We start from the raw sequence: 18,063 nt of genomic DNA, 5'->3' as shown, positions 1-18,063 counted from the left end.
CCCCCCCCCCCCCCCCCCCCCCCCCCCCCCCCCCCCCCCCCCCCCCCCCCCCCCCCCCCCCCCCCCCCCCCCCCCCCCCCCCCCCCCCCCCCCCCCTGGGCCGGTGAGCGAGGGGGTGGTGCCGTCCGACGGTGCGAGGCTGGGCGCGACAGGACATTCGCGCCGCCGGACGGAGTCTGGAGGTGTTGCCGGGACCGCGGCGGATGCGATGGAACCGGGGCGCCCCTCCCCTCAGGTCGAGAAGGGGGCCCGGAACCTTGACCACCGCACTGGCTCGCACTCCGCCGCGGTCCGGGTCGCCCGCTCCCGCCGTGTGACCACCCCTCATCCGGGTCCACGGCGCTTGCGGGCGGGTGTGAGGCTCAGTCCTCGCGCAGGGCGAGGACCGCCTCCTCCACGCGCTTTCCGTAGTCCGGGTCCGCGGCGTGGAAGTGGGCGAGGTTCTTCTCGATGACGTCGTCGCGGGAGACCTGCGCGAGACCGCCGGCGATGTTGGCGACCAGCCGGGCGCGCTCCTCGGCCGACATCAGGCGGTACAGCTCGCCCGCCTGGGCGAAGTGGTCGTCCTTGGTGTGCAGCGGCGCCTCGTGCGTACCCGTGTGGCCGTTCACCGCGAGGGGCGCCGACAGCGGGCGGCCGGTCTCGGCGGGGCCGTCGTAGGAGTTGGGCTCGTAGTTCTTGGCGGCGCGGCCCTGCGCGTTGGACGCCATCAGGCCGTCACGGCCGTAGTTGTGCGCGAGCGTCGCCTTCGGCGCGTTCACCGCGAGCAGGGTGTGGTTGACGCCCAGGCGGTAGCGGTGTGCGTCCGCGTAGGCGAACAGCCGGCCCTGGAGCATCTTGTCGGGCGAGGGACCGATGCCCGGAACGAAGTTGTTCGGGGAGAACGCGGCCTGCTCGACCTCGGCGAAGACGTTGTCCGGGTTGCGGTCCAGGACCAGGCGGCCCACCCGCTGCAGGGGGTGGTCGCGGTGCGGCCACACCTTGGTGAGGTCGAACGGGTTGAAGCGGTAGTCCGCCGCCTCGGCCGCCGGCATGATCTGCACGTACAGCGTCCAGGAGGGGTTGACGCCCCGCTCGATGGCCTGCAGCAGGTCCGTCTGGTGGGAGTTGGGGTCCTTGCCCGCGATCTCGGCGGCCTGCTCCGACGACAGGCTGCGGATGCCCTGGTTCGTCTTGAAGTGGTACTTGACGAAGAAGGCCTCGCCCTCGGCGTTGGTCCACTGGTAGGTGTGCGAGCCGTAGCCGTTCATGTGGCGGTACGACGCCGGGATGCCGCGGTCGCCCATCAGCCAGGTGATCTGGTGCGTCGCCTCGGGGGCGTGCGCCCAGAAGTCCCAGACGTTGTCCGGCTCCTGCTTGCCCGTGAACGGGTCGCGCTTCTGGGAGTGGATGAAGTCGGGGAACTTCAGGGGGTCCTTGATGAAGAAGACGGGGGTGTTGTTGCCGACGAGGTCGTAATTCCCCTCCTCCGTATAGAACTTGACCGCGAAGCCGCGCGGGTCGCGCACCGCGTCCGCGCCGCCCAGGTTGTCCGCCACGGTGGAGAAGCGCAGGAAGAGCTCGGTGCGCTTGCCCACCGTGTTCAGGAAGTCGGCGTACGTGAAGTCCGTGACGTCGTCGGTGACCTCGAAGTAGCCGTACGCGCCCGAGCCGCGGGCGTGCACCACGCGCTCCGGGATCCGCTCGCGGTTGAACCGGGCGAGCTTCTCCAGAAGGTGCTGGTCCTGGAGGAGGAGCGGGCCGCCTGCGCCGGCGGTGGCGGAGTTCTGGTTGTCGGCGACCGGGGCGCCGGACTCGGTCGTGAGCACGCGCTTCGACATCTGGACCTTCCGTACGAGAGGACAGCGGGGTCAGCGGAAACGTACTTCCGCTATGTGGACCCTCCGCTGCGTGGAGCCTAGGTTTGCGGCGTTCTGGCCGTCAACAGTTTGTTGAAGTTGATTCCGGGCCGCGGCGGCGCCTGGGCGCGACAGGACAGTTGTCAGCGCAGCCGCGGCCCGGAAGTCTCAGAGCTGCGCGCCGGAGAGGCGCTCGACCGCGCGCAGCAGCGCGGAGTGGTCCAGGCCGCCGTCGCCCTGGGCGCGCAGCGAGGCCACCAGCTGGGCGACCACGGCGCCGACGGGCAGGGCGGCGCCGACGTTGCGGGCGGCGTCCGTGACGATGCCCATGTCCTTGTGGTGGAGGTCGATGCGGAAGCCCGGCTTGAAGTCGCGGCTGAGGAAGTTGTCCTTCTTGCGCGTCAGCACGGTGGAGCCCGCGAGCCCGCCGTTGAGGACGTCGAGCGCGGCCTTCAGGTCCACGCCGGACTTCTCCAGGAAGACCACGGCCTCGGCGCACGCCTGGATGTTCACGGCGACGATCAGCTGGTTGGCCGCCTTCACGGTCTGGCCGGAGCCGTGCGGACCGCAGAGCACGATGGTCCTGCCGAGGGCCTCGAAGATCGGCTCGGCCTCGTCGAAGTCTGCCTGCCCGCCACCGACCATGATCGACAGTACGGCCTCGACCGCGCCGGCCTCGCCGCCGGAGACGGGGGCGTCAAGGACACGGATGCCCTTCTCCCCGGCCGCCTTGGCGAGATCGACGGAGGTCTGCGGGGTGATCGAGGACATGTCGATCAGCAGCGCACCGGAGCGCGCGTTCTCCAGGATGCCGTCGGGGCCGTACGCGATGGCCTCGACGTGCGGCGACGCGGGCACCATCGTGACGACCACGTCGGCATCCCGCACGGCCTCGGCGATGGAGCCCGCGACGGTGCCGCCGGCCGCGGCCAGCCGCTCCAGCTTGTCCTGTTCCAGGGTGAAGCCGGTGACGTCGTACCCGGCCTTGATCAGGTTCTCCGACATGGGGGAGCCCATGATGCCGAGACCGATCCATGCGACCTTGGGAAGATTGCTCATGAGGGTGCCTCTCTGACTGCAACTGCTGCGATACGTCGATGGGTTGCCGCGCGCTGCACAGGCGGGCGGCGCAAAGGTCAGCGGGCGGCGCGGGCCTCGCGCGGCAGCCAGTCGAAGGCCTCCGCGCTGCGCCCCTCGCCCGGCTTGTACTCCAGGCCCACCCAGCCGTCGTAACCGGCCTTGGCCAGCCGGCCGAGGAGGTCCGCCAGCGGGAGGGAGCCCGTGCCCGGCGCGCCGCGGCCCGGGTTGTCGGCGATCTGGACGTGGCCGGTCCTGGCCGCGTACCGCTCGATCACCGAGGGGAGGTCCTCGCCGTTCATGGACAGGTGGTAGAGGTCCATGAGGAACCTGGCGTTGTCGAGGCCTGTCGCCGCGTTGACCTTGTCCACGACCTCGATGCCGGCCGGGGCGCTCACCAGCGGGTAGAGCGGTGACTCCGGCTTGTTGAGCGTCTCGATCAGGAGGATCGCGCCGATCCGGCCCGCTGCCCGGGCCGCGAGCACCAGGTTCTCCAGTGCGAGCGCGTCCTGCTCGGCCGGCTCGACGCCCTCGACACGGTTGCCGTACAGCGCGTTGAGCGCCTTGCAGCCGAGCGACGCGGCGAAGTCCGCGGCCACGTCGATGTTGGCGCGGAACCGCTGCGACTCCTCGCCGGGGATCGACAGGGCGCCCCGGTCCGGGCCGGGCAGCTGCCCCGCGTAGAAGTTCAGGCCCGTCAGCTGGACGCCCGCGTCCTCGATCGCCTTCTTCAGGGCGTCGAGCTCGGACCGCTCGGGGGTGGGGGAGTCGACCCAGGGCCACCACAGCTCGACCGCGGTGAAGCCCGCCGCGGCGGCGGCCGCGGGGCGCTCCAGGAGCGGGAGTTCCGTGAAGAGGATCGACAGGTTGACGTTGAAGCGCGGCTCTGCAGCTGTGCCCGATTCAAAACCTGGCATGGGGTCGGCGCCCCCTTCCGTGCTGGCGATGTGAGTTTCCGTGATCCGGAGTGAATTCCGTATTGCGGAAGTTCGTTTCTGCTTAATGGAAGATTGCCGTCGGGTGTCGGGGCTTGTCAAGAGGGGGCCGCCACTCGCTGCGCCGGAAACGAGAGGGGGCTGCCGGAAAATCGAGACCGCGCAGTAGGTTGAGCGCGTGCGATTGAGAGTGGAGTTCACGACCGAGCCCTTCGACCTCGAAGAGGCGCCGCGGCACGCGCTGGTCGCCCGCGAGGTCATCGAGGCGGCCGAACTGGACGCCGTGGACGTCGGCCCGTTCGGCAACACCGCGGAGGGCGGCGCGGACGCGGTGCTGACCGCGGTCGACGCGCTGCTCCGCAAGGCGTTGGAGGCAGGAGCCACCCGGGTCTCGCTGCAGGTCAACGTGGTCGGGGAGAGCGCGGGCGCGGAGGGGGACCGGTGACCGGTTTCGGGGACGATCCCTTCGTCACGGCCGTCAAGCCGCTGGTCGACGCCATGGGCGGCGAGATGGTGCCGCCCGACCAGGCCGGCGCCGACGACGTCGTGCTGTCCTGGGAGGGCGCGGACGTCGTCGCCGTACGCCTGCCGCAGCTCGCCGACTCCCTCGATCACATCCTGGCCGCCCTGGAGCGCAAGCAGGGCAAGCCGCTGGCCGACCTCGACCGCAAGGCCAAGCAGGAGGTCGTACGGATACTCGAGGCGCGCGGAGCCTTCTCCGTGCGGCACGGCGTGGAGACCGTGGCGGGCGCCCTCGGCGTGAGCCGGTTCACCGTCTACAACTACCTCAACCGCGACAAGGAGGCGTGAGCCTCCCCGCCGGGTTTCGTTACCCGGAATTTTCAACAAAGTGTTGACGTGGTGTTGGGCAGGGGCGTTAGCTGGCCGCAGTCCGTTCAGCACGAAGGCCCTTCGCGGCCACGGAGGCTCCCGTGACTTCGACTTCCACGTCCCCGGGCCTGGCCCGGTTCAACGCCCTGGAGGAGCAGGCGGCCCTCGCCGCCCTCCACGAGGCGTGCGCCTCCACGGCGTGGGCCGACCGGCTGCTCGCCGTCCGCCCCTACACCACCACCGAGGACCTCTTCGTCGCCAGTGACGCCGCCATGGCCGAGCTGAGCGCCGCGGACCTGGCCGAGGCGATGGCCGGACACCCGCCCATCGGGCGGCCGAAGCCCGGCGACCCGACCTCCTCCCGGGAGCAGCGCGGCATGGCCGGCGCCTCCGAGGAACTCAAGGCGGAGATGCTCGAACTGAACCTGGCCTACCAGGAGAGGTTCGGCCATGTCTTCCTGATCTGCGCCACCGGCCGGACCGGCGAGCAGATGCGCGACGCGGTCAAGGAACGGATCGGCAACTCGCCCGAGCAGGAGCGCGAGATCGTCCGCGCGGAACTGGGCAGGATCAACCGCATCCGTCTCGGCAATCTCGTACAGGAAGAAAAGGCATGAGCACCGACACCACGGCCTCCGTGTCCACGCACATCCTGGACACCAGCGTCGGCCGCCCCGCCGAGGGCGTCGCCATCACGCTCGCGGCCCGCGCCGGCCGCGACGCCGACTGGCAGGCGCTCGGCGGCTCCGCGACCGACGCGGACGGCCGGTGCAAGGACCTCCCGGCGCTGCCGGAGGGGACGACTCACGTACGGCTCGACTTCGCCGTCGAGCAGTACTTCGAGTCGGACAACGTAAAAAAGCAAGCCGATGCGCAGCAGGACGCCCCCGCGAATCGGGACAGCGGTGCGTTTTTCCCCGAGGTGGCGATCACTTTCGCCGTCACGCCGGGCGAGCACTATCACGTACCGCTGCTGCTCAACCCGTTCGGCTACTCCGTTTACCGAGGGAGCTAGCAGACATGCCCACGATTCTGGGACAGAACCAGTACGGCAAGGCCGAGAACCGCGTAGTCAAGATCACCCGTGACGGCGACACGCACCACATCAAGGACCTGAACGTGTCGGTCGCGCTGAGCGGCGACATGCAGGAGGTCCACCTCTCGGGCTCCAACGCGAACGTCCTGCCGACGGACACCACCAAGAACACGGTGTACGCGTTCGCCAAGGAGTACGGCATCGAGTCCGCCGAGCAGTTCGGCATTCACCTCGCGCGCCACTTCGTGACGTCGCAGGAGCCGATCAAGCAGGCGCGCATCCGCATCGAGGAGTACTCCTGGGAGCGGATCGAGACCTCGGACGGCAACTCCCGGTTCATCGGCGCCGACGCGGTCAAGCACTCCTTCGTCCGCAAGGGCCAGGAGACCCGGGTCACCCAGATCACCTTCGACGGTGAGAATTGGGAGGTCATCTCCGGCCTCAAGGACCTCGTCGTGATGAACTCGACGAACTCCGAGTTCTGGGGCTACGTCAAGGACAAGTACACGACGCTCCAGGAGGCCTACGACCGCATCCTGGCGACCCAGGTCTCTGCTCGCTGGCGCTTCAACTGGTCCGGCGACGACCAGAAGATGCCCAACTGGGAGAAGTCCTACGACCAGGTCAGGAAGCACATGCTCCAGGCCTTCGCGGAGACGTACTCGCTCTCGCTGCAGCAGACCCTGTACCAGATGGGTTCGCGGATCATCAACAGCCGCAGCGAGATCGACGAGGTCCGCTTCTCGCTCCCGAACAAGCACCACTTCCTGGTGGACCTGAAGCCGTTCGGTCTGGAGAACGACAACGAGGTCTACTTCGCGGCGGACCGTCCCTACGGTCTGATCGAGGGCACCGTCCTGCGCGACGGCTGCGAACCGCGCATCCCGGTGGACCTCACCAACCTCTGACACCGCCGGTGCCCCCGGTCCGGCTCCGGCCGGGGGCACCGCACCCCCGCGGCACCCGTGGCTCCCCGGCCGCGGCACTCAAAACTCCTAGGGTCCTGCCGTGCCCTCTCCTCGACACGTAAAGGACGAACCATGGCAGCAGTCCAGCGCATCGTCATCGAGAACTGTGCGATCGCGACCGTCGACGCCGCCGACACCGAGTACGCCTCCGGGTACGTGGTCGTCGCCGACAACCTGATCGAGTCCCTCGGCGCGGGCAAGGCCCCCGAGGGTCTGGAGAACGTCGTACGCCGTATCGACGCGAGCGGCCACCTCGTGACCCCTGGTCTGGTCAACACCCACCACCACTTCTACCAGTGGATCACCCGCGGCCTCGCCACCGACCACAACCTCTTCAACTGGCTCGTCGCGCTCTACCCGACCTGGGCGCGCATCGACGAGGACATGACCTACGCGGCGGCGCAGGGCTCGCTCGCGATGATGGCCCGCGGCGGCGTCACCACCGCCATGGACCACCACTACGTCTTCCCGAAGGGCTCCGGCGACCTGTCCGGCTCCATCATCCGGGCAGCGCGCGAGACGGGCGTCCGCTTCACCCTCGCCCGCGGCTCCATGGACCGCAGCGAGAAGGACGGCGGCCTGCCCCCGGACTTCGCCGTCGAGACCCTCGAAGGGGCCCTCGCCGCCACCGAGGCGACCGTCGACGAGCACCACGACGCCTCCTTCGGCGCCATGACCCAGGTCGCCGTCGCGCCCTGCTCGCCGTTCTCCGTCTCCACCGAACTCATGAAGCAGGGCGCCGAGTTGGCCCGCCGCAAGGGCGTACGGCTGCACACGCACGGTTCGGAGACCGTGGAGGAGGAGCAGTTCTGCAAGGAACTGTTCGGCATGGGACCCACCGAGTACTTCGAGTCCACCGGCTGGCTCGGCGAGGACGTGTGGATGGCGCACTGCGTCCACATGAACGACTCCGACATCGCCGCCTTCGCCCGTACGAAGACGGGTGTCGCCCACTGTCCTTCGTCCAACGCCCGCCTGGCGGCCGGGATCGCGCGCGTCCCCGACATGCTCGCGGCCGGCGTCCCGGTCGGCCTCGGCGTCGACGGCACCGCCTCCAACGAGTCCGGCGAACTCCACACCGAACTGCGCAACGCCCTCCTCATCAACCGCCTCGGCGCCCACCGCGAAGCCGCCCTGAACGCCCGCCAGGCGCTGCGCCTCGGCACCTACGGGGGCGCCCAGGTCCTGGGCAGGGCAAGGGAGATCGGTTCCCTGGAGGCGGGCAAGCTCGCCGACCTGGTGCTGTGGAAGCTCGACACCCTCGCCCACGCCTCGATCGCCGACCCGGTGACCGCGCTGGTCTTCGGCGCCGCCGCACCGGTCACACTCTCCCTCGTCAACGGCCGGCCGGTGGTGGAGAACAGCCGCCTGCTGCACGTCGACGAGGACGCCATCGCCCGCTCCACGCGGGACGAGGCGCAGCGCCTCGCGCGCATCGCCGCGCAGGCCTGAACAGTTGAAGATCTCCGGCTGAGGGGGACGGCCCTCAGCCGGTAGCCGTGGACCCGAGCGGGGCCCACGGCGGCCGCCTCCGGGGTGCGCGCATGGACGTGCGTGCGCCCCGGAACGGTCTCCGTCGCGCAGATCTCCGTCTGCCGGCGTTCATCGTCCCGGTCCCGCACGACCGCGCATCACCTCCTTGAACCCCGCGTCAACGCCGACGTGCAACCGACCGGAGGAGCCGCCGTGGCCGACCAGCCCGCGCTCAGCACTGATGCAGTCCCGACCGGCGTGCCCAAGCACCCGGTCGACGAGAAGCTCCCGCCCCTGAAGATGGCGACCACCGGCCTCCAGCACGTGGCCGCCATGTACGCCGGAGTCGTCGCCCCACCCCTGATCGTCGGTGCGGCCATCGGCCTGTCGGCCACCGAACTGACCTTCCTGACCGGCGCCTGTCTGTTCACCGCGGGTCTCGCCACCTTCCTGCAGACCCTTGGCTTCTGGAAGATCGGCGCCCGGCTGCCGTTCGTCAACGGCGTCACCTTCGCCGGTGTCGCGCCCATGACCGCGGTCGTCGCCTCCACCAAGGACAAGAGCGACGCGCTGCCGATCATCTTCGGCGCGGTCATCGTCGCGGGCGTGCTCGGCTTCATAGCCGCCCCCTTCTTCTCCAAGGCGGTCCGCTTCTTCCCGCCCGTCGTCACCGGCTCCGTGATCACGCTCATCGGTATCTCGCTGCTGCCGGTCGCCTTCGGCTGGGCGCAGGGCCCCGACCCGGCGGCGGACGACTACGGTTCGAGGACGTTTCTGGGCCTGGCGGCAGGGACGCTCGTCATCGTCCTGGTGCTGCGCCGCTTCACCCGAGGCTTCGTCAAGCAGATCGCCGTACTGCTCGGCCTGGTCATCGGCACGCTCGTCGCGATCCCCTTCGGTGCCACGGACTTCAGCCCGGTGGCGGACGCGGACGTGATCGGCTTCCCGACCCCCTTCCACTTCGGCGCCCCGCAGTTCCAGGTCGCCGCGATCGTCTCGATGATCGTGGTCATGGTGGTCTCGATGACCGAATCGACCGCCGACATGCTGGCGCTCGGCGAGATCGTCGAACGGCCGGCCGACGAGAAGACGATCGCCGCCGGCCTGCGCGCCGACACCCTCGGCTCCGCGCTCAGCCCGTTCTTCAACGGTTTCATGTGCAGTGCGTTCGCGCAGAACATCGGCCTGGTCGCGATGACGAGGATCCGCAGCCGGTACGTCGTCGCCACGGGCGGCGGCTTCCTGGTCCTGATGGGCCTGTGCCCGATGGCCGCCTCGCTGATCGCGGTCGTCCCGCGCCCGGTGCTCGGCGGGGCGGGCGTCGTGCTCTTCGGCTCGGTCGCGGCCAGCGGAATCCAGACCCTCGTCCGGGCCGGGCTGGAGAAGGACAACAACGTCCTCATCGTCGCCGTGTCCCTCGCCGTCGGCATCATCCCGATCACGGCGCCGGGGTTCTACCACGCCTTCCCCGAGACGGCGCGGATCGTGCTCGACTCGGGGATCTCGACGGGCTGCGTGGCGGCGGTCGTCCTGAACCTGGTCTTCAACCACCTGGGCAAGGGACAGGAGGCCGGCGAGGTGACGCACCCGATGGAGGCGGGCGAGGACCTCACGACGGTCCCGGCCCACTGACCGGCGGCGCCAGGGCGTACGGAGGGTGCGGCACACGCGATGCGCCGCACCCTCCGCTCGTTCGTGCGGGTCAGCCGATGTGGTAGCTGTCGCCGTACACCTTCCAGTCCAGTGGCGGGTCCAGGTTCAGGTTCCGCTTCTTGAGGAAGACCCGCTGGGCGGTGTCCACCCGGCTGGTGTCCGAGTGCGCCTCCTCCTGCTTCATCGCCCAGACCCGGGCGTCGAGGAAGGCGTTCAGATACGTCACCTGGTCGCCACCCTGGGAGGGCGGCTGGGCATGCCCGAGGGCCCGCCTGCGGATGCTGCTGAAGCTCGTGCTGTCGCCGCCGTCGCCGTGCATCACGATGGCGTCGTAGTACGCGAACTGGCCGAGGGTGCCTATGCCGTCGGCCTTGCCCTGCCGTACGGCCGGGTTGAAGTAGACGCGGTCGCGCTCGTCGTTCTGCGCCTTCTGGAACGCCGAGTCCCCCGCCGCGCGGCGCCAGTCGCCCGGGAAGCCGGGGTCGAGGCCCTCGTGGGAGTCGTCGCCGTTCACGCGGCGCAGCGCGGGCAGGTACTTGGCGAGCACGTTGCCGGGCTTGCGCTGTGTGTACAGCTCGACGAGGTCGAGCATGTCGCCGGTGCCCGAACAGAAGCCGATGATCCCGGCCGTGTAGCCGCGGCCGTCGCCGATGTCCTCGATGTACTTGTACTGCGCCTTCCAGTCCAGCGAGGAGTTCTCGGCGCTGGACACCAGTTTCATGGCGATCTCCTTCTTCGCCGGATCGTCGAGGCCGACGGTCGCGGCGGTCGCGGACTCGGTCGCGAGGAGGGGGCCTGCCACCAGCGAGGCTCCGATCAGGGCGAGCAGAGTGCGGCGTGATGTGCGTGCGTGGGGGGTGTGCACGGTACCTCCGATGGGGGAGTGGGTCGTCCGAAGACTGTTAGGAAAGTTTCCTACCAGAGTTGGCGGATGGCGTACACCCGTCTCGGGGGCCGGAGTTGGCGGAAGGGGCGCGAGATGCCTACGGTCTGAGCGCACGTTCACGGTCACAAGGGGGAGAACCGTCATGAACGAGTCGGGCCGGGTCGAGGCCTTCAGCGACGGCGTCTTCGCCATCGCCATCACGCTGCTGATCCTGGAGATCAAGGTCCCCGAGACCGGCGAGCACGAGGGACTGTGGCACGCGCTGGGCGCGCAGTGGCCGTCGTATGCCGCCTATGTCGTCAGCTTCCTGGTCATCGGCATCATGTGGATCAACCACCACCAGGTCTTCACCCATGTCGTGCGCGTCGACCGCACGCTGATGTTCCTGAACCTGCTCGTGCTGATGGTCGTGGCCGCCGTGCCCTGGCCGACGGCGATGCTCGCGGAATACTTGCGCGAGGAGAAGGCGTCCCATGTGGCGGCCGCCGTCTACAGCATCGTCATGGTCGCGATGGCTCTGACGTTCCAGGCCCTGTGGTGGCATCTGACCCGCAGGGGCCACCTCTTCGACAGCCGTGTCGACGTAGAAGCCGCCCGCCGTACCCGCGTCCGCTTCGCGGTCGGCTCGCTCGCCTATCCCGCAACGGTCGCCCTGGCCTTCGTCTCGGCCCCGCTGACCCTGGCGGCCCACGGGCTGATCGCCGTCTACTACGGCTTCAACCAGGTCCCGGTGCCGGTCCGGGAAGCGGACGTCACCGAAGCGTGAGCGGTACCGGCCGGGTCAGGCCCTCCGCAGTGCCTGGCAGGGCCGGGCGGCCGGGAGCCGGCCGGTGAAGAACGAGGTGGGCGGGACTCCCATCAGCGCCCGGAAGTCGGATGCCATGTGCGACTGGTCGTAGTAACCGGTGGCGGCGGCGAGCTGGGCCCAGGACGTGTCCGGTACGTGCCGGGCGTGGGTGAGAAGGTGGCGGACGCGGGCGATGCGGGCGTAGTGCTTGGGGGAGACGCCGACGCCGTCCGCGAACAGATTGCGAAGCTGACGCTCGCTGACGGCGAGCCGACCCGCCAACTCCCTTACGCCGACGGCGAGATGCTCGGTGTCCGTCGACATCGCCGCGACCGCCGCGCGCAGCAGCTCGGCGCGTGAGCGGTCGGCCGGGGCGAGCCGCTCGGGCAGTGCCTCGGCCAGGTGGGGAAGCACCTGCTCGGGTTCGAGCGGGAGCAGTTCCGCCGCGAGCCGCTGGGCCGAGGCTTGTGGGAAGTCCTTCAACGACGTGACCGTGCCGACGAGTTCGACGGCCGGTACGCCGGTCAGAGGGCGGGCCGCGCCCGGCCCGAGCCGTAGCTGCACACAGGAGGTCAACCGCTTGCTCGCGTGGTACGAGGCGCGGGTGCGCGGTCCGACCACCAGTACGTCGCGGCGCCCGCTCTTCTCGACCCGCACCACCAGCTTGGTCGCCGCGTCCGGGACATGGGCGAACGGCTTGCTCAACTCGCCGTCGACGGAGGTGAATCCGGCATCGGTGAACCAGGGGAGCAGTGCCTCGGGCAGTTCGACGGCCGCCTCGACGAGGCTGTTCGCGCCGAGCTTCGTCTCGTACGGGGTGGTGGTCACCGCTCCACCGTAAACGCGCCCCGGTGATGCGCGGGCCCGGGAACCGTGCCGGTATTTCCTAGAGACCGGTGCCATCGGCTCGGCACGGTGGTCCACATGATCCTAGTGACCGGTGCCACGGGCACCATCGGCAGTGACGTCGTACGACAGTTGGTGGCGCGCGGCGAGAAGGTCCGCGCGCTGACCCGGGACCCGGCCCGCGCCCAGTTGCCCTCCGGCGTGGACGTGGTCCGCGGGGACTTCCAGGAACCCGACTCCCTCGGGGCCGCGATGGCCGGGGCGGCCGCACTCTTCGCGGTGGGCGTCCTTGGGCCGGGTGACGCCGACGCGGACGCGGACCTGGTCGCGGCGGCGCGGGCGGCGGGCGTACGCCGGGTCGTGAAACTCTCGGCCATCGGCACGGGAGACCCGGCCCTGGGTCCCGTGGCCGGCTGGCACCTCGGAGGTGAACAGGCCGTCCGGGAAAGCGGGTTGGAGTGGACGATCCTGCGGCCCTCCTCGTTCGCCTCCAACACCCTGAGCTGGGCGGCGGCGATCCGATCCGGCGACCCGGTGCCCAACATGACGGGCTCGGGCAGTCAGGGCGTCGTCGACCCCCGCGACGTCTCCGAGGTCGCCGTCGAGGCGCTGCTCGCCCCCGGGCACGCGGGCAGCACCTACACCCTGACCGGACCCGGCCTGCTCACCACCGCCGACCTGGCGGCCACCCTCGCCTCGGTCCTCGGCCGCCCGGTCCCCGCCGTCGACGTACCCCCGGACGCCCTGCGCGAGCAGTTCCTGCGGTCCGGCATGTCCGAGATCTACGTGGAGGGTGTTCTGGCGGGCACGGCGTACGTCCGCGCGGGCAGGAACGCGGTGGTGACGGAGGATGTCGGGCGGGTGCTCGGGCGTGAGGCGCGGACGTACGCGCAGTGGGCGCGGGATCACCGGGAGGCGTTCGCGTCGGCCTGAGGCCTGAGGCCTGAGGCCTGAGGCCCGAGGCCCGAGGCCGGACGGCGGTCGGTGCGTCAGAGGCCGAACAGCTCGGGTTTTGCCGCCAGTTCGCGGAAGAGCTCGCGGGGGTCCGCGACCAGCCTGCGCTCCTTGAGGTCCAGCAGCCCGCCGACCGCCGTGAACTCGGCGGCGATCGTGCCGTCCGTCTTGCGTATCGTCTGCTCGACCGTGTAGACCTTGCCGCCGTTCCAGGAGAAGGCGCACGTCACCTCGGTCTCGTCGCCGGCGAGCAGCTCCCGCTTGTAGCGGATGGTCGTCTCGAGGACCACCGGTCCAAGGCCCTCGGATATCAACGCCTCCTGGGTCACCCCGGCCGCCTGCAGCAGCGACCAGCGGGCGTGCTCCGCGTACTGCAGGTACACGCTCTGGTTCAGGTGTCCCAGGATGTCGGTCTCGTACCCGCGGACGGTGACGCTGACGGAAAACGGCTCTGCCACGACTTCCCCTTCGACGTTGTGCGCGATGACGAGGTCTTACAGTGTCATGCTCCGATCACGGTCTCCGTGGTGTGCGTCACGCCCGGCGCGGTGACGCCAGCACGTACCGCACGCCCGTCCGCGGCTCGGTGTGCTCACCGGCCTGCCAGCCGGCCTTCTCCAGCGTGGCGGCACAGCCGCGCAGCGCCTCGGGGTCCGGCTCGTGCACGGCGACGGCCTCCGGCTGCGGAGTCGCCCGCACCCGGTAGCCGGCCAAGTCCGTGCCCGCCGCGGGCCGGTGGCCCTCGGCCTCCAGGGCGAGCGCGGCGGCCCGCACCAGATGTGCGCGCTCCCACCCGCACGGCCGGTCCACGTCACCACCGGGATTGGTCATCCGGCGCAGCTCGAGCAGCCCCTGCCAGGCGCTGTGCACCTCCCGTATGCGGGCGGGCCCTGCGACCGGGCCCTCCTCGCCGCCGATCCGCGCCGCGAACACCCCCGAGTCCGGTGGAGCCTCCTGGACCGGCTCGGGCACGGGTGCCTGCGCCGTCGTCTCGCGCAGGCGATGCCCGGTCGGCGTCAGGAAGTGGTCGTGCGGCGGCCGCGGATGGCGGAAGGCGAGCCCCCGCTTCACCAGCGCCGCGAGCTGCGCCTCCGTGCCCCTCAGCCGCCCGGTCACGGGGTCGGCGGCGTCGATGACATGCCGCTGTGCGGCGGTCGGCGGTCGTGTCATGGCGCGCTCCTCCCCGGTGGACAGCCTGCTCGAACGGGCCGACAAAGGGCCGGACGGCCCGGCCGATCAGCCCGTTCGAAGACTACGACGGGGGTCTGACATTCCAGCCCGCGATCACCGGACGACCGTGTTCCGTACTGAGCCGGCAGAGCGTTCCGGTCGCGAGCTGGAACAGGGCGCCGCTCGACGGCGGCAGCCCGAGACGCCGGGCGGTCAGCACCCGCAGGAAGTGGCCGTGCGCCACCAGGACGACGCACCCCTCGTTGTTGGCGAACGCGGCATCCACCTTGGCCAGCACACGGTCGGCGCGTTCCCCCACCTCCTGCGGCGTCTCGCCGGGGTGCTCCGGCGGCCCGGGCGCGACCCCGTCGGTGAAGAGGAACCAGTCCGGCCGCTCACGCTGGATCTCGACGGTGGTGACCCCCTCGTACCCGCCGTAGTCCCATTCCCGCAGGTCCGTGTCGAGCGACGCCTCGTCGAGCCCGATGAGCTGCGCCGTCTCGCGAGCCCGCTGCAGCGGGCTGACGAAGGCGGCGCCGATCCGGTGCGAGCGGATCAGCGGGACCAGCCTGCGTGCCTCCTCCCGGCCGTTCTCGGTGAGCGGCACGTCCGTCGAGCCGGTGTGCCGCCCGGAACGCGACCACGCGGTCTCACCGTGCCGGACGAGGAAGAGATCACCCATGCGGCCACCCTAGGGGGCTTCTACTGCCGGTACCCGCCGAGGAACCGCCCGATCCGTCCGATCGCCGCCTCCAGGTCGTCCGCGTGGGGGAGCGTGAGGATGCGGAAGTGGTCCGGGGTCGGCCAGTTGAAGCCGGTGCCCTGGACGACCTGGATCTTCTCCCGCAGAAGCAGGTCGAGGACGAACTTCTCGTCGTCGTGGATCTTGTACACCTCGGGGTCGATGCGCGGGAACGCGTACAGGGCCCCCTTGGGTTTGACGCACGACACCCCGGGGATCTCGTTGAGCTTCTCCCACGCCACGTTGCGCTGTTCGTGGAGACGGCCGCCCGGGGCGGTCAGCTCGTGGATGGACTGACGTCCGCCGAGCGCGGCCTGAATGGCGTACTGGGCGGGCGCGTTGGGGCACAGCCGCATGGAGGCCAGCATCGTCAGGCCCTCCAGGTAGCTGCGGGCGTGCTGCTTGGGCCCGGTGACGACCAGCCAGCCGGAGCGGAACCCCGCCACCCGGTAGGTCTTGGAGAGGCCGCAGAAGGTGAGGACCACCAGATCGGGGGCGAGGACGGCGGCCGAGTGGTGCACGGCGTCGTCGTAGAGGATCTGGTCGTAGATCTCGTCGGCGAAGACCATCAGGCCGTGGCGGCGGGCGAGGTCGAGGATGCCCTCGATGATCTCCTTCGGATACACCGCGCCCGTCGGGTTGTTGGGGTTGATGATCACGACCGCGCGGGTCCGGTCGTTGATCTTCGCCTCCATGTCGGCCAGGTCCGGGTACCAGTCGGACTGCTCGTCGCAGAGGTAGTGGACCGCCTTGCCGCCGGCGAGTGTGGTGACCGCCGTCCACAGCGGGAAGTCCGGGGCGGGGATGAGGACTTCGTCGCCGTCCTCGATGAGCGCCTGGACCGCCATGGAGACGAGTTCGGAGACGCCGTTGCCCAGGAAGACGTCGTCCACGTCGACCGCGAGGCCCCGTTCCTGGTAGCGCTGGGCCACCGCGCGGCGGGCGGAGAGGATGCCGCGCGAGTCCGTGTAGCCGTGCGCCTGAGGCAGCATCCGGATCATGTCCTGGAGGATCTCCTCGGGCGCCTCGAAGCCGAAGGCCGCGGGGTTCCCGGTGTTGAGGCGCAGCACGCTGTGGCCCGCCTTCTCCAGCGCGTCGGCGTGCTCGATGACTGGACCGCGGATCTCGTAACAGACCTCGCTCAGCTTGCTCGACTGCCGGAACTCCATGCGCTGCGCCCTCCGGTTGTGGTGTTGCTTGGTTTTACCAAGTGGGTGCTTGGAAAGTCCAATGACATGTCTAGACTGCGTCCCATGTCACCTCGCCGAAGCTACGACCAGTACTGTTCAGCGGCCCGTGCGCTCGACCTCGTCGGGGACCGGTGGACCCTGCTGATCGTCCGGGAGCTGCTCGCCGGCCCGCGCCGCTACACCGACCTGCACGCGGACCTGCCGGGCGTGAGCACCGACGTACTCGCCTCGCGGCTGAAGGACATGGAGCGCGACGGCCTGACGACCCGCCGCCGGCTGCCGCCGCCCGCGGCCGCCTACGTCTACGAACTCACGCTGCGCGGACGGGAGTTGCTGCCCGTACTGCAGGCCCTCGGCGCCTGGGGCGCGCCCGCCCTGGCGGAGCGCCGGCCCACCGACGCGATCCGCGCCCACTGGTTCGCGCTGCCGCTGCTGCGCTGCCTGGCGGGCGAGGGTGAGGGTGTCGTCCAAGTGCGGCTGGACGAAGGGGAGTTCCATCTGCGCGTCGGTCCGGGCGAGGGGGCGGTCTACGGGGAGGGTTCCTCTGCCGAGGAGCCCGACACCCGCCTCGCGCTGGACACGGAGACGTGCGCGGCCCTGGACCAGGGGTCCCTGACGTTGCGTCAGGCCATCCAGGACGGGCGTATCGAGGTGTCGGGAGAGGGTCGGCTGGCCAAGGCGCTGCGCGACAACTGAGAACCAGGCCTTGCTCGGTCACTTCGAGCGACCTCGAAATCATTGCGGTCCACCCTGCGCCGACGTCAGGCTCGCGTTCCGGATTCCTCGCCCCGTTCCCGCACGGCACCCTGGAGCACGATCGCATGCGCATGAAGAAGTCCCTGGCCGTCCTGTTCAGCGCCGCCGCACTCGCCGTCGGCCTCGCAACCACCGCGGCCGCACCGGCCTCGGCCGCCTCCGGCTGCTGGTACAGCGGCAGCCACTGGTGGTGCAACAACACGAGCGGCGCCGCGGTCTACGGCTACAAGGACCAGGCCCGCAACTACCCGGACTCCAGCCGCGTCGTCGGCCGCATGTACTCCAACCCGAGCTGGTTCCAGTGCCGTTACGACGGCAGCCTGCCCGACGAGTACGTGGGCGGCCCGCACCCCTACCGCTGGGTGTGGACCGAGGCCGACAACGGCGCGTACGGCTGGATGAAGGACACCGCCATCTCCAGCGAGACCAACACGCTCCCGGCCTGCTGGTAGCAGTCCCGCTCGGCCCGGACACGTAGGCACAACTCACAGGGGGATTCATGCAGTTCATCAAGAGCGTCGCGGCCGCAGCGGCAGCCGTCGGGCTCGCCGCAGGACTCGTCGTCGCCACCGCACCCGCTTCGGCGGCGGCCTCCGGGTGTTGGTACCAGGGCTCGCACTGGTGGTGCAACAACGTGAGCGGCGCCGCGGTGTACGAACCGGCGCCGACGAACGGGGTCCCGCACGCGGACGTCGTCGTCGGACACATGTACTCCAACCCGAGCTGGTTCGTCTGCTACCGCGAAGACGGACCGTACGTCGGCGGGCCGCACCCCTACCGCTGGGTGTTCACCAAGGCCGACAACGGCGTGTGGGGCTATATGAAGGACACGTCGATCTATAGCGAGACGAACCCGCTGCCGGTCTGCTGACCGACCCGCCCCACAGGGGAGGCCCGCCGTGTCACGGGGGACACGGCGGG

General features: G+C 70.2%; 21 protein-coding genes. 12 read left to right on the top strand and 9 right to left on the bottom strand.

What is annotated here, in order from left to right:
- Window positions 1–362: 362 nt before the first annotated feature.
- The 3 genes from ACN6LB_RS43630 to ACN6LB_RS43620 all read right to left on the bottom strand — a co-directional run bounded on the left by ACN6LB_RS43630 (window position 363) and on the right by ACN6LB_RS43620 (window position 3,832).
- Window positions 363–1,820 (bottom strand): catalase, encoded by a 1,458-nt coding sequence (locus ACN6LB_RS43630; RefSeq protein ID WP_445030753.1) that lies wholly within the window; start codon window positions 1,818–1,820, stop codon window positions 363–365.
- A 186-nt stretch (window positions 1,821–2,006) separates the two neighbouring features.
- A complete protein-coding gene (locus ACN6LB_RS43625) occupies window positions 2,007–2,897 on the bottom strand; it encodes a 2-hydroxy-3-oxopropionate reductase (RefSeq protein WP_356139982.1) in 891 nt (296 codons plus the stop codon).
- A 77-nt stretch (window positions 2,898–2,974) separates the two neighbouring features.
- Window positions 2,975–3,832: a TIM barrel protein gene (locus tag ACN6LB_RS43620; RefSeq protein WP_445030752.1), complete on the bottom strand. Its 858-nt coding sequence runs from the start codon at window positions 3,830–3,832 to the stop codon at window positions 2,975–2,977.
- 196 nt (window positions 3,833–4,028) lie between these two features.
- Here ACN6LB_RS43620 and ACN6LB_RS43615 point away from each other — a divergent pair, with 196 nt between their 5' ends.
- The 7 genes from ACN6LB_RS43615 to ACN6LB_RS43585 all read left to right on the top strand — a co-directional run bounded on the left by ACN6LB_RS43615 (window position 4,029) and on the right by ACN6LB_RS43585 (window position 9,790).
- Window positions 4,029–4,295, top strand: coding sequence for a hypothetical protein (locus ACN6LB_RS43615; protein ID WP_445030751.1), 267 nt, complete (start codon window positions 4,029–4,031; stop codon window positions 4,293–4,295).
- On the top strand, window positions 4,292–4,660 hold the full coding sequence (locus ACN6LB_RS43610; protein WP_356139979.1) for a helix-turn-helix domain-containing protein: 369 nt from the start codon (window positions 4,292–4,294) through the stop codon (window positions 4,658–4,660). Before ACN6LB_RS43615 ends, ACN6LB_RS43610 begins: the two co-directional genes overlap by 4 nt.
- Window positions 4,661–4,782: 122 nt before the next feature.
- A complete protein-coding gene (gene uraD, locus ACN6LB_RS43605) occupies window positions 4,783–5,298 on the top strand; it encodes a 2-oxo-4-hydroxy-4-carboxy-5-ureidoimidazoline decarboxylase (protein WP_445030750.1) in 516 nt (171 codons plus the stop codon).
- Complete coding sequence (gene uraH / locus ACN6LB_RS43600; RefSeq protein WP_445030749.1) at window positions 5,295–5,696, top strand: hydroxyisourate hydrolase; 402 nt, start codon at window positions 5,295–5,297, stop codon at window positions 5,694–5,696. The genes uraD and uraH overlap by 4 nt, the downstream gene beginning before the upstream one ends.
- A 5-nt stretch (window positions 5,697–5,701) precedes the next feature.
- A complete protein-coding gene (gene pucL, locus ACN6LB_RS43595; RefSeq protein ID WP_445030748.1) occupies window positions 5,702–6,625 on the top strand; it encodes a factor-independent urate hydroxylase in 924 nt (307 codons plus the stop codon).
- A gap of 132 nt (window positions 6,626–6,757) precedes the next feature.
- On the top strand, window positions 6,758–8,137 hold the full coding sequence (locus ACN6LB_RS43590; RefSeq protein WP_356139975.1) for an 8-oxoguanine deaminase: 1,380 nt from the start codon (window positions 6,758–6,760) through the stop codon (window positions 8,135–8,137).
- Between the two features lie 279 nt (window positions 8,138–8,416).
- Entirely contained in the window at window positions 8,417–9,790 is a 1,374-nt protein-coding gene (locus ACN6LB_RS43585) for a nucleobase:cation symporter-2 family protein (protein ID WP_445030754.1), read from the top strand.
- Window positions 9,791–9,860: 70 nt separating this feature from the next.
- On the opposite strand, the gene ACN6LB_RS43580 is transcribed toward ACN6LB_RS43585, so the two are convergent.
- Window positions 9,861–10,676: a chitosanase gene (locus tag ACN6LB_RS43580; RefSeq protein WP_356139974.1), complete on the bottom strand. Its 816-nt coding sequence runs from the start codon at window positions 10,674–10,676 to the stop codon at window positions 9,861–9,863.
- Between the two features lie 163 nt (window positions 10,677–10,839).
- Here ACN6LB_RS43580 and ACN6LB_RS43575 point away from each other — a divergent pair, with 163 nt between their 5' ends.
- The gene (locus tag ACN6LB_RS43575; RefSeq protein WP_356139973.1) at window positions 10,840–11,463 is read left to right on the top strand and encodes a TMEM175 family protein; all 624 of its coding nucleotides are present in this window, start codon (window positions 10,840–10,842) and stop codon (window positions 11,461–11,463) included.
- A gap of 15 nt (window positions 11,464–11,478) precedes the next feature.
- Here the strand turns inward: ACN6LB_RS43575 and ACN6LB_RS43570 are convergent, their stop codons facing one another.
- On the bottom strand, window positions 11,479–12,312 hold the full coding sequence (locus ACN6LB_RS43570) for a helix-turn-helix domain-containing protein (RefSeq protein ID WP_445030747.1): 834 nt from the start codon (window positions 12,310–12,312) through the stop codon (window positions 11,479–11,481).
- A gap of 87 nt (window positions 12,313–12,399) precedes the next feature.
- On the opposite strand from ACN6LB_RS43570, the gene ACN6LB_RS43565 reads away from it, so the two are divergent.
- Window positions 12,400–13,263: an NAD(P)H-binding protein gene (locus tag ACN6LB_RS43565; RefSeq protein WP_445030746.1), complete on the top strand. Its 864-nt coding sequence runs from the start codon at window positions 12,400–12,402 to the stop codon at window positions 13,261–13,263.
- A 56-nt stretch (window positions 13,264–13,319) separates the two neighbouring features.
- Here ACN6LB_RS43565 and ACN6LB_RS43560 read toward each other — a convergent pair whose 3' ends face one another.
- The 4 genes from ACN6LB_RS43560 to ACN6LB_RS43545 form a co-directional block, all read right to left on the bottom strand.
- The gene (locus ACN6LB_RS43560) at window positions 13,320–13,742 is read right to left on the bottom strand and encodes an acyl-CoA thioesterase (protein WP_445030745.1); all 423 of its coding nucleotides are present in this window, start codon (window positions 13,740–13,742) and stop codon (window positions 13,320–13,322) included.
- Window positions 13,743–13,818: 76 nt separating this feature from the next.
- Entirely contained in the window at window positions 13,819–14,454 is a 636-nt protein-coding gene (locus ACN6LB_RS43555) for a hypothetical protein (RefSeq protein WP_445030744.1), read from the bottom strand.
- 82 nt (window positions 14,455–14,536) lie between these two features.
- A complete protein-coding gene (locus tag ACN6LB_RS43550; RefSeq protein WP_445030743.1) occupies window positions 14,537–15,136 on the bottom strand; it encodes a histidine phosphatase family protein in 600 nt (199 codons plus the stop codon).
- A gap of 20 nt (window positions 15,137–15,156) precedes the next feature.
- Window positions 15,157–16,365, bottom strand: a complete 1,209-nt coding sequence (locus tag ACN6LB_RS43545; protein ID WP_445030742.1) for a pyridoxal phosphate-dependent aminotransferase — start codon at window positions 16,363–16,365, stop codon at window positions 15,157–15,159.
- Between the two features lie 84 nt (window positions 16,366–16,449).
- On the opposite strand from ACN6LB_RS43545, the gene ACN6LB_RS43540 reads away from it, so the two are divergent.
- The 3 genes from ACN6LB_RS43540 (at window position 16,450) to ACN6LB_RS43530 (ending at window position 18,013) form a co-directional block, all read left to right on the top strand.
- Window positions 16,450–17,082: a winged helix-turn-helix transcriptional regulator gene (locus tag ACN6LB_RS43540; RefSeq protein ID WP_445030741.1), complete on the top strand. Its 633-nt coding sequence runs from the start codon at window positions 16,450–16,452 to the stop codon at window positions 17,080–17,082.
- A 125-nt stretch (window positions 17,083–17,207) separates the two neighbouring features.
- Complete coding sequence (locus ACN6LB_RS43535) at window positions 17,208–17,594, top strand: hypothetical protein (protein ID WP_445030740.1); 387 nt, start codon at window positions 17,208–17,210, stop codon at window positions 17,592–17,594.
- A gap of 47 nt (window positions 17,595–17,641) precedes the next feature.
- Entirely contained in the window at window positions 17,642–18,013 is a 372-nt protein-coding gene (locus ACN6LB_RS43530; RefSeq protein ID WP_445030739.1) for a hypothetical protein, read from the top strand.
- Window positions 18,014–18,063: the final 50 nt, after the last annotated feature.

The sequence above is a fragment of the Streptomyces sp. SAS_270 genome, assembly GCF_052543295.1.
Note: the sequence above shows the minus strand (reverse complement) of the source record. Positions and strands in the feature narration are given on the sequence as shown.

Excerpts from the sequence above, each read along its gene's own strand:
- ACN6LB_RS43630 (WP_445030753.1), bottom strand. The coding sequence starts at position 1,820 with ATGTCGAAGCGCGTGCTCACGACCGAGTCCGGCGCCCCGGTCGCCGAC.
- ACN6LB_RS43625 (WP_356139982.1), bottom strand. The coding sequence starts at position 2,897 with ATGAGCAATCTTCCCAAGGTCGCATGGATCGGTCTCGGCATCATGGGC.
- ACN6LB_RS43620 (WP_445030752.1), bottom strand. The coding sequence starts at position 3,832 with ATGCCAGGTTTTGAATCGGGCACAGCTGCAGAGCCGCGCTTCAACGTC.
- uraH (WP_445030749.1), top strand. The coding sequence starts at position 5,295 with ATGAGCACCGACACCACGGCCTCCGTGTCCACGCACATCCTGGACACC.
- pucL (WP_445030748.1), top strand. The coding sequence starts at position 5,702 with ATGCCCACGATTCTGGGACAGAACCAGTACGGCAAGGCCGAGAACCGC.
- ACN6LB_RS43590 (WP_356139975.1), top strand. The coding sequence starts at position 6,758 with ATGGCAGCAGTCCAGCGCATCGTCATCGAGAACTGTGCGATCGCGACC.
- ACN6LB_RS43575 (WP_356139973.1), top strand. The coding sequence starts at position 10,840 with ATGAACGAGTCGGGCCGGGTCGAGGCCTTCAGCGACGGCGTCTTCGCC.
- ACN6LB_RS43555 (WP_445030744.1), bottom strand. The coding sequence starts at position 14,454 with ATGACACGACCGCCGACCGCCGCACAGCGGCATGTCATCGACGCCGCC.
- ACN6LB_RS43550 (WP_445030743.1), bottom strand. The coding sequence starts at position 15,136 with ATGGGTGATCTCTTCCTCGTCCGGCACGGTGAGACCGCGTGGTCGCGT.
- ACN6LB_RS43545 (WP_445030742.1), bottom strand. The coding sequence starts at position 16,365 with ATGGAGTTCCGGCAGTCGAGCAAGCTGAGCGAGGTCTGTTACGAGATC.
- ACN6LB_RS43540 (WP_445030741.1), top strand. The coding sequence starts at position 16,450 with ATGTCACCTCGCCGAAGCTACGACCAGTACTGTTCAGCGGCCCGTGCG.
- ACN6LB_RS43535 (WP_445030740.1), top strand. The coding sequence starts at position 17,208 with ATGCGCATGAAGAAGTCCCTGGCCGTCCTGTTCAGCGCCGCCGCACTC.
- ACN6LB_RS43530 (WP_445030739.1), top strand. The coding sequence starts at position 17,642 with ATGCAGTTCATCAAGAGCGTCGCGGCCGCAGCGGCAGCCGTCGGGCTC.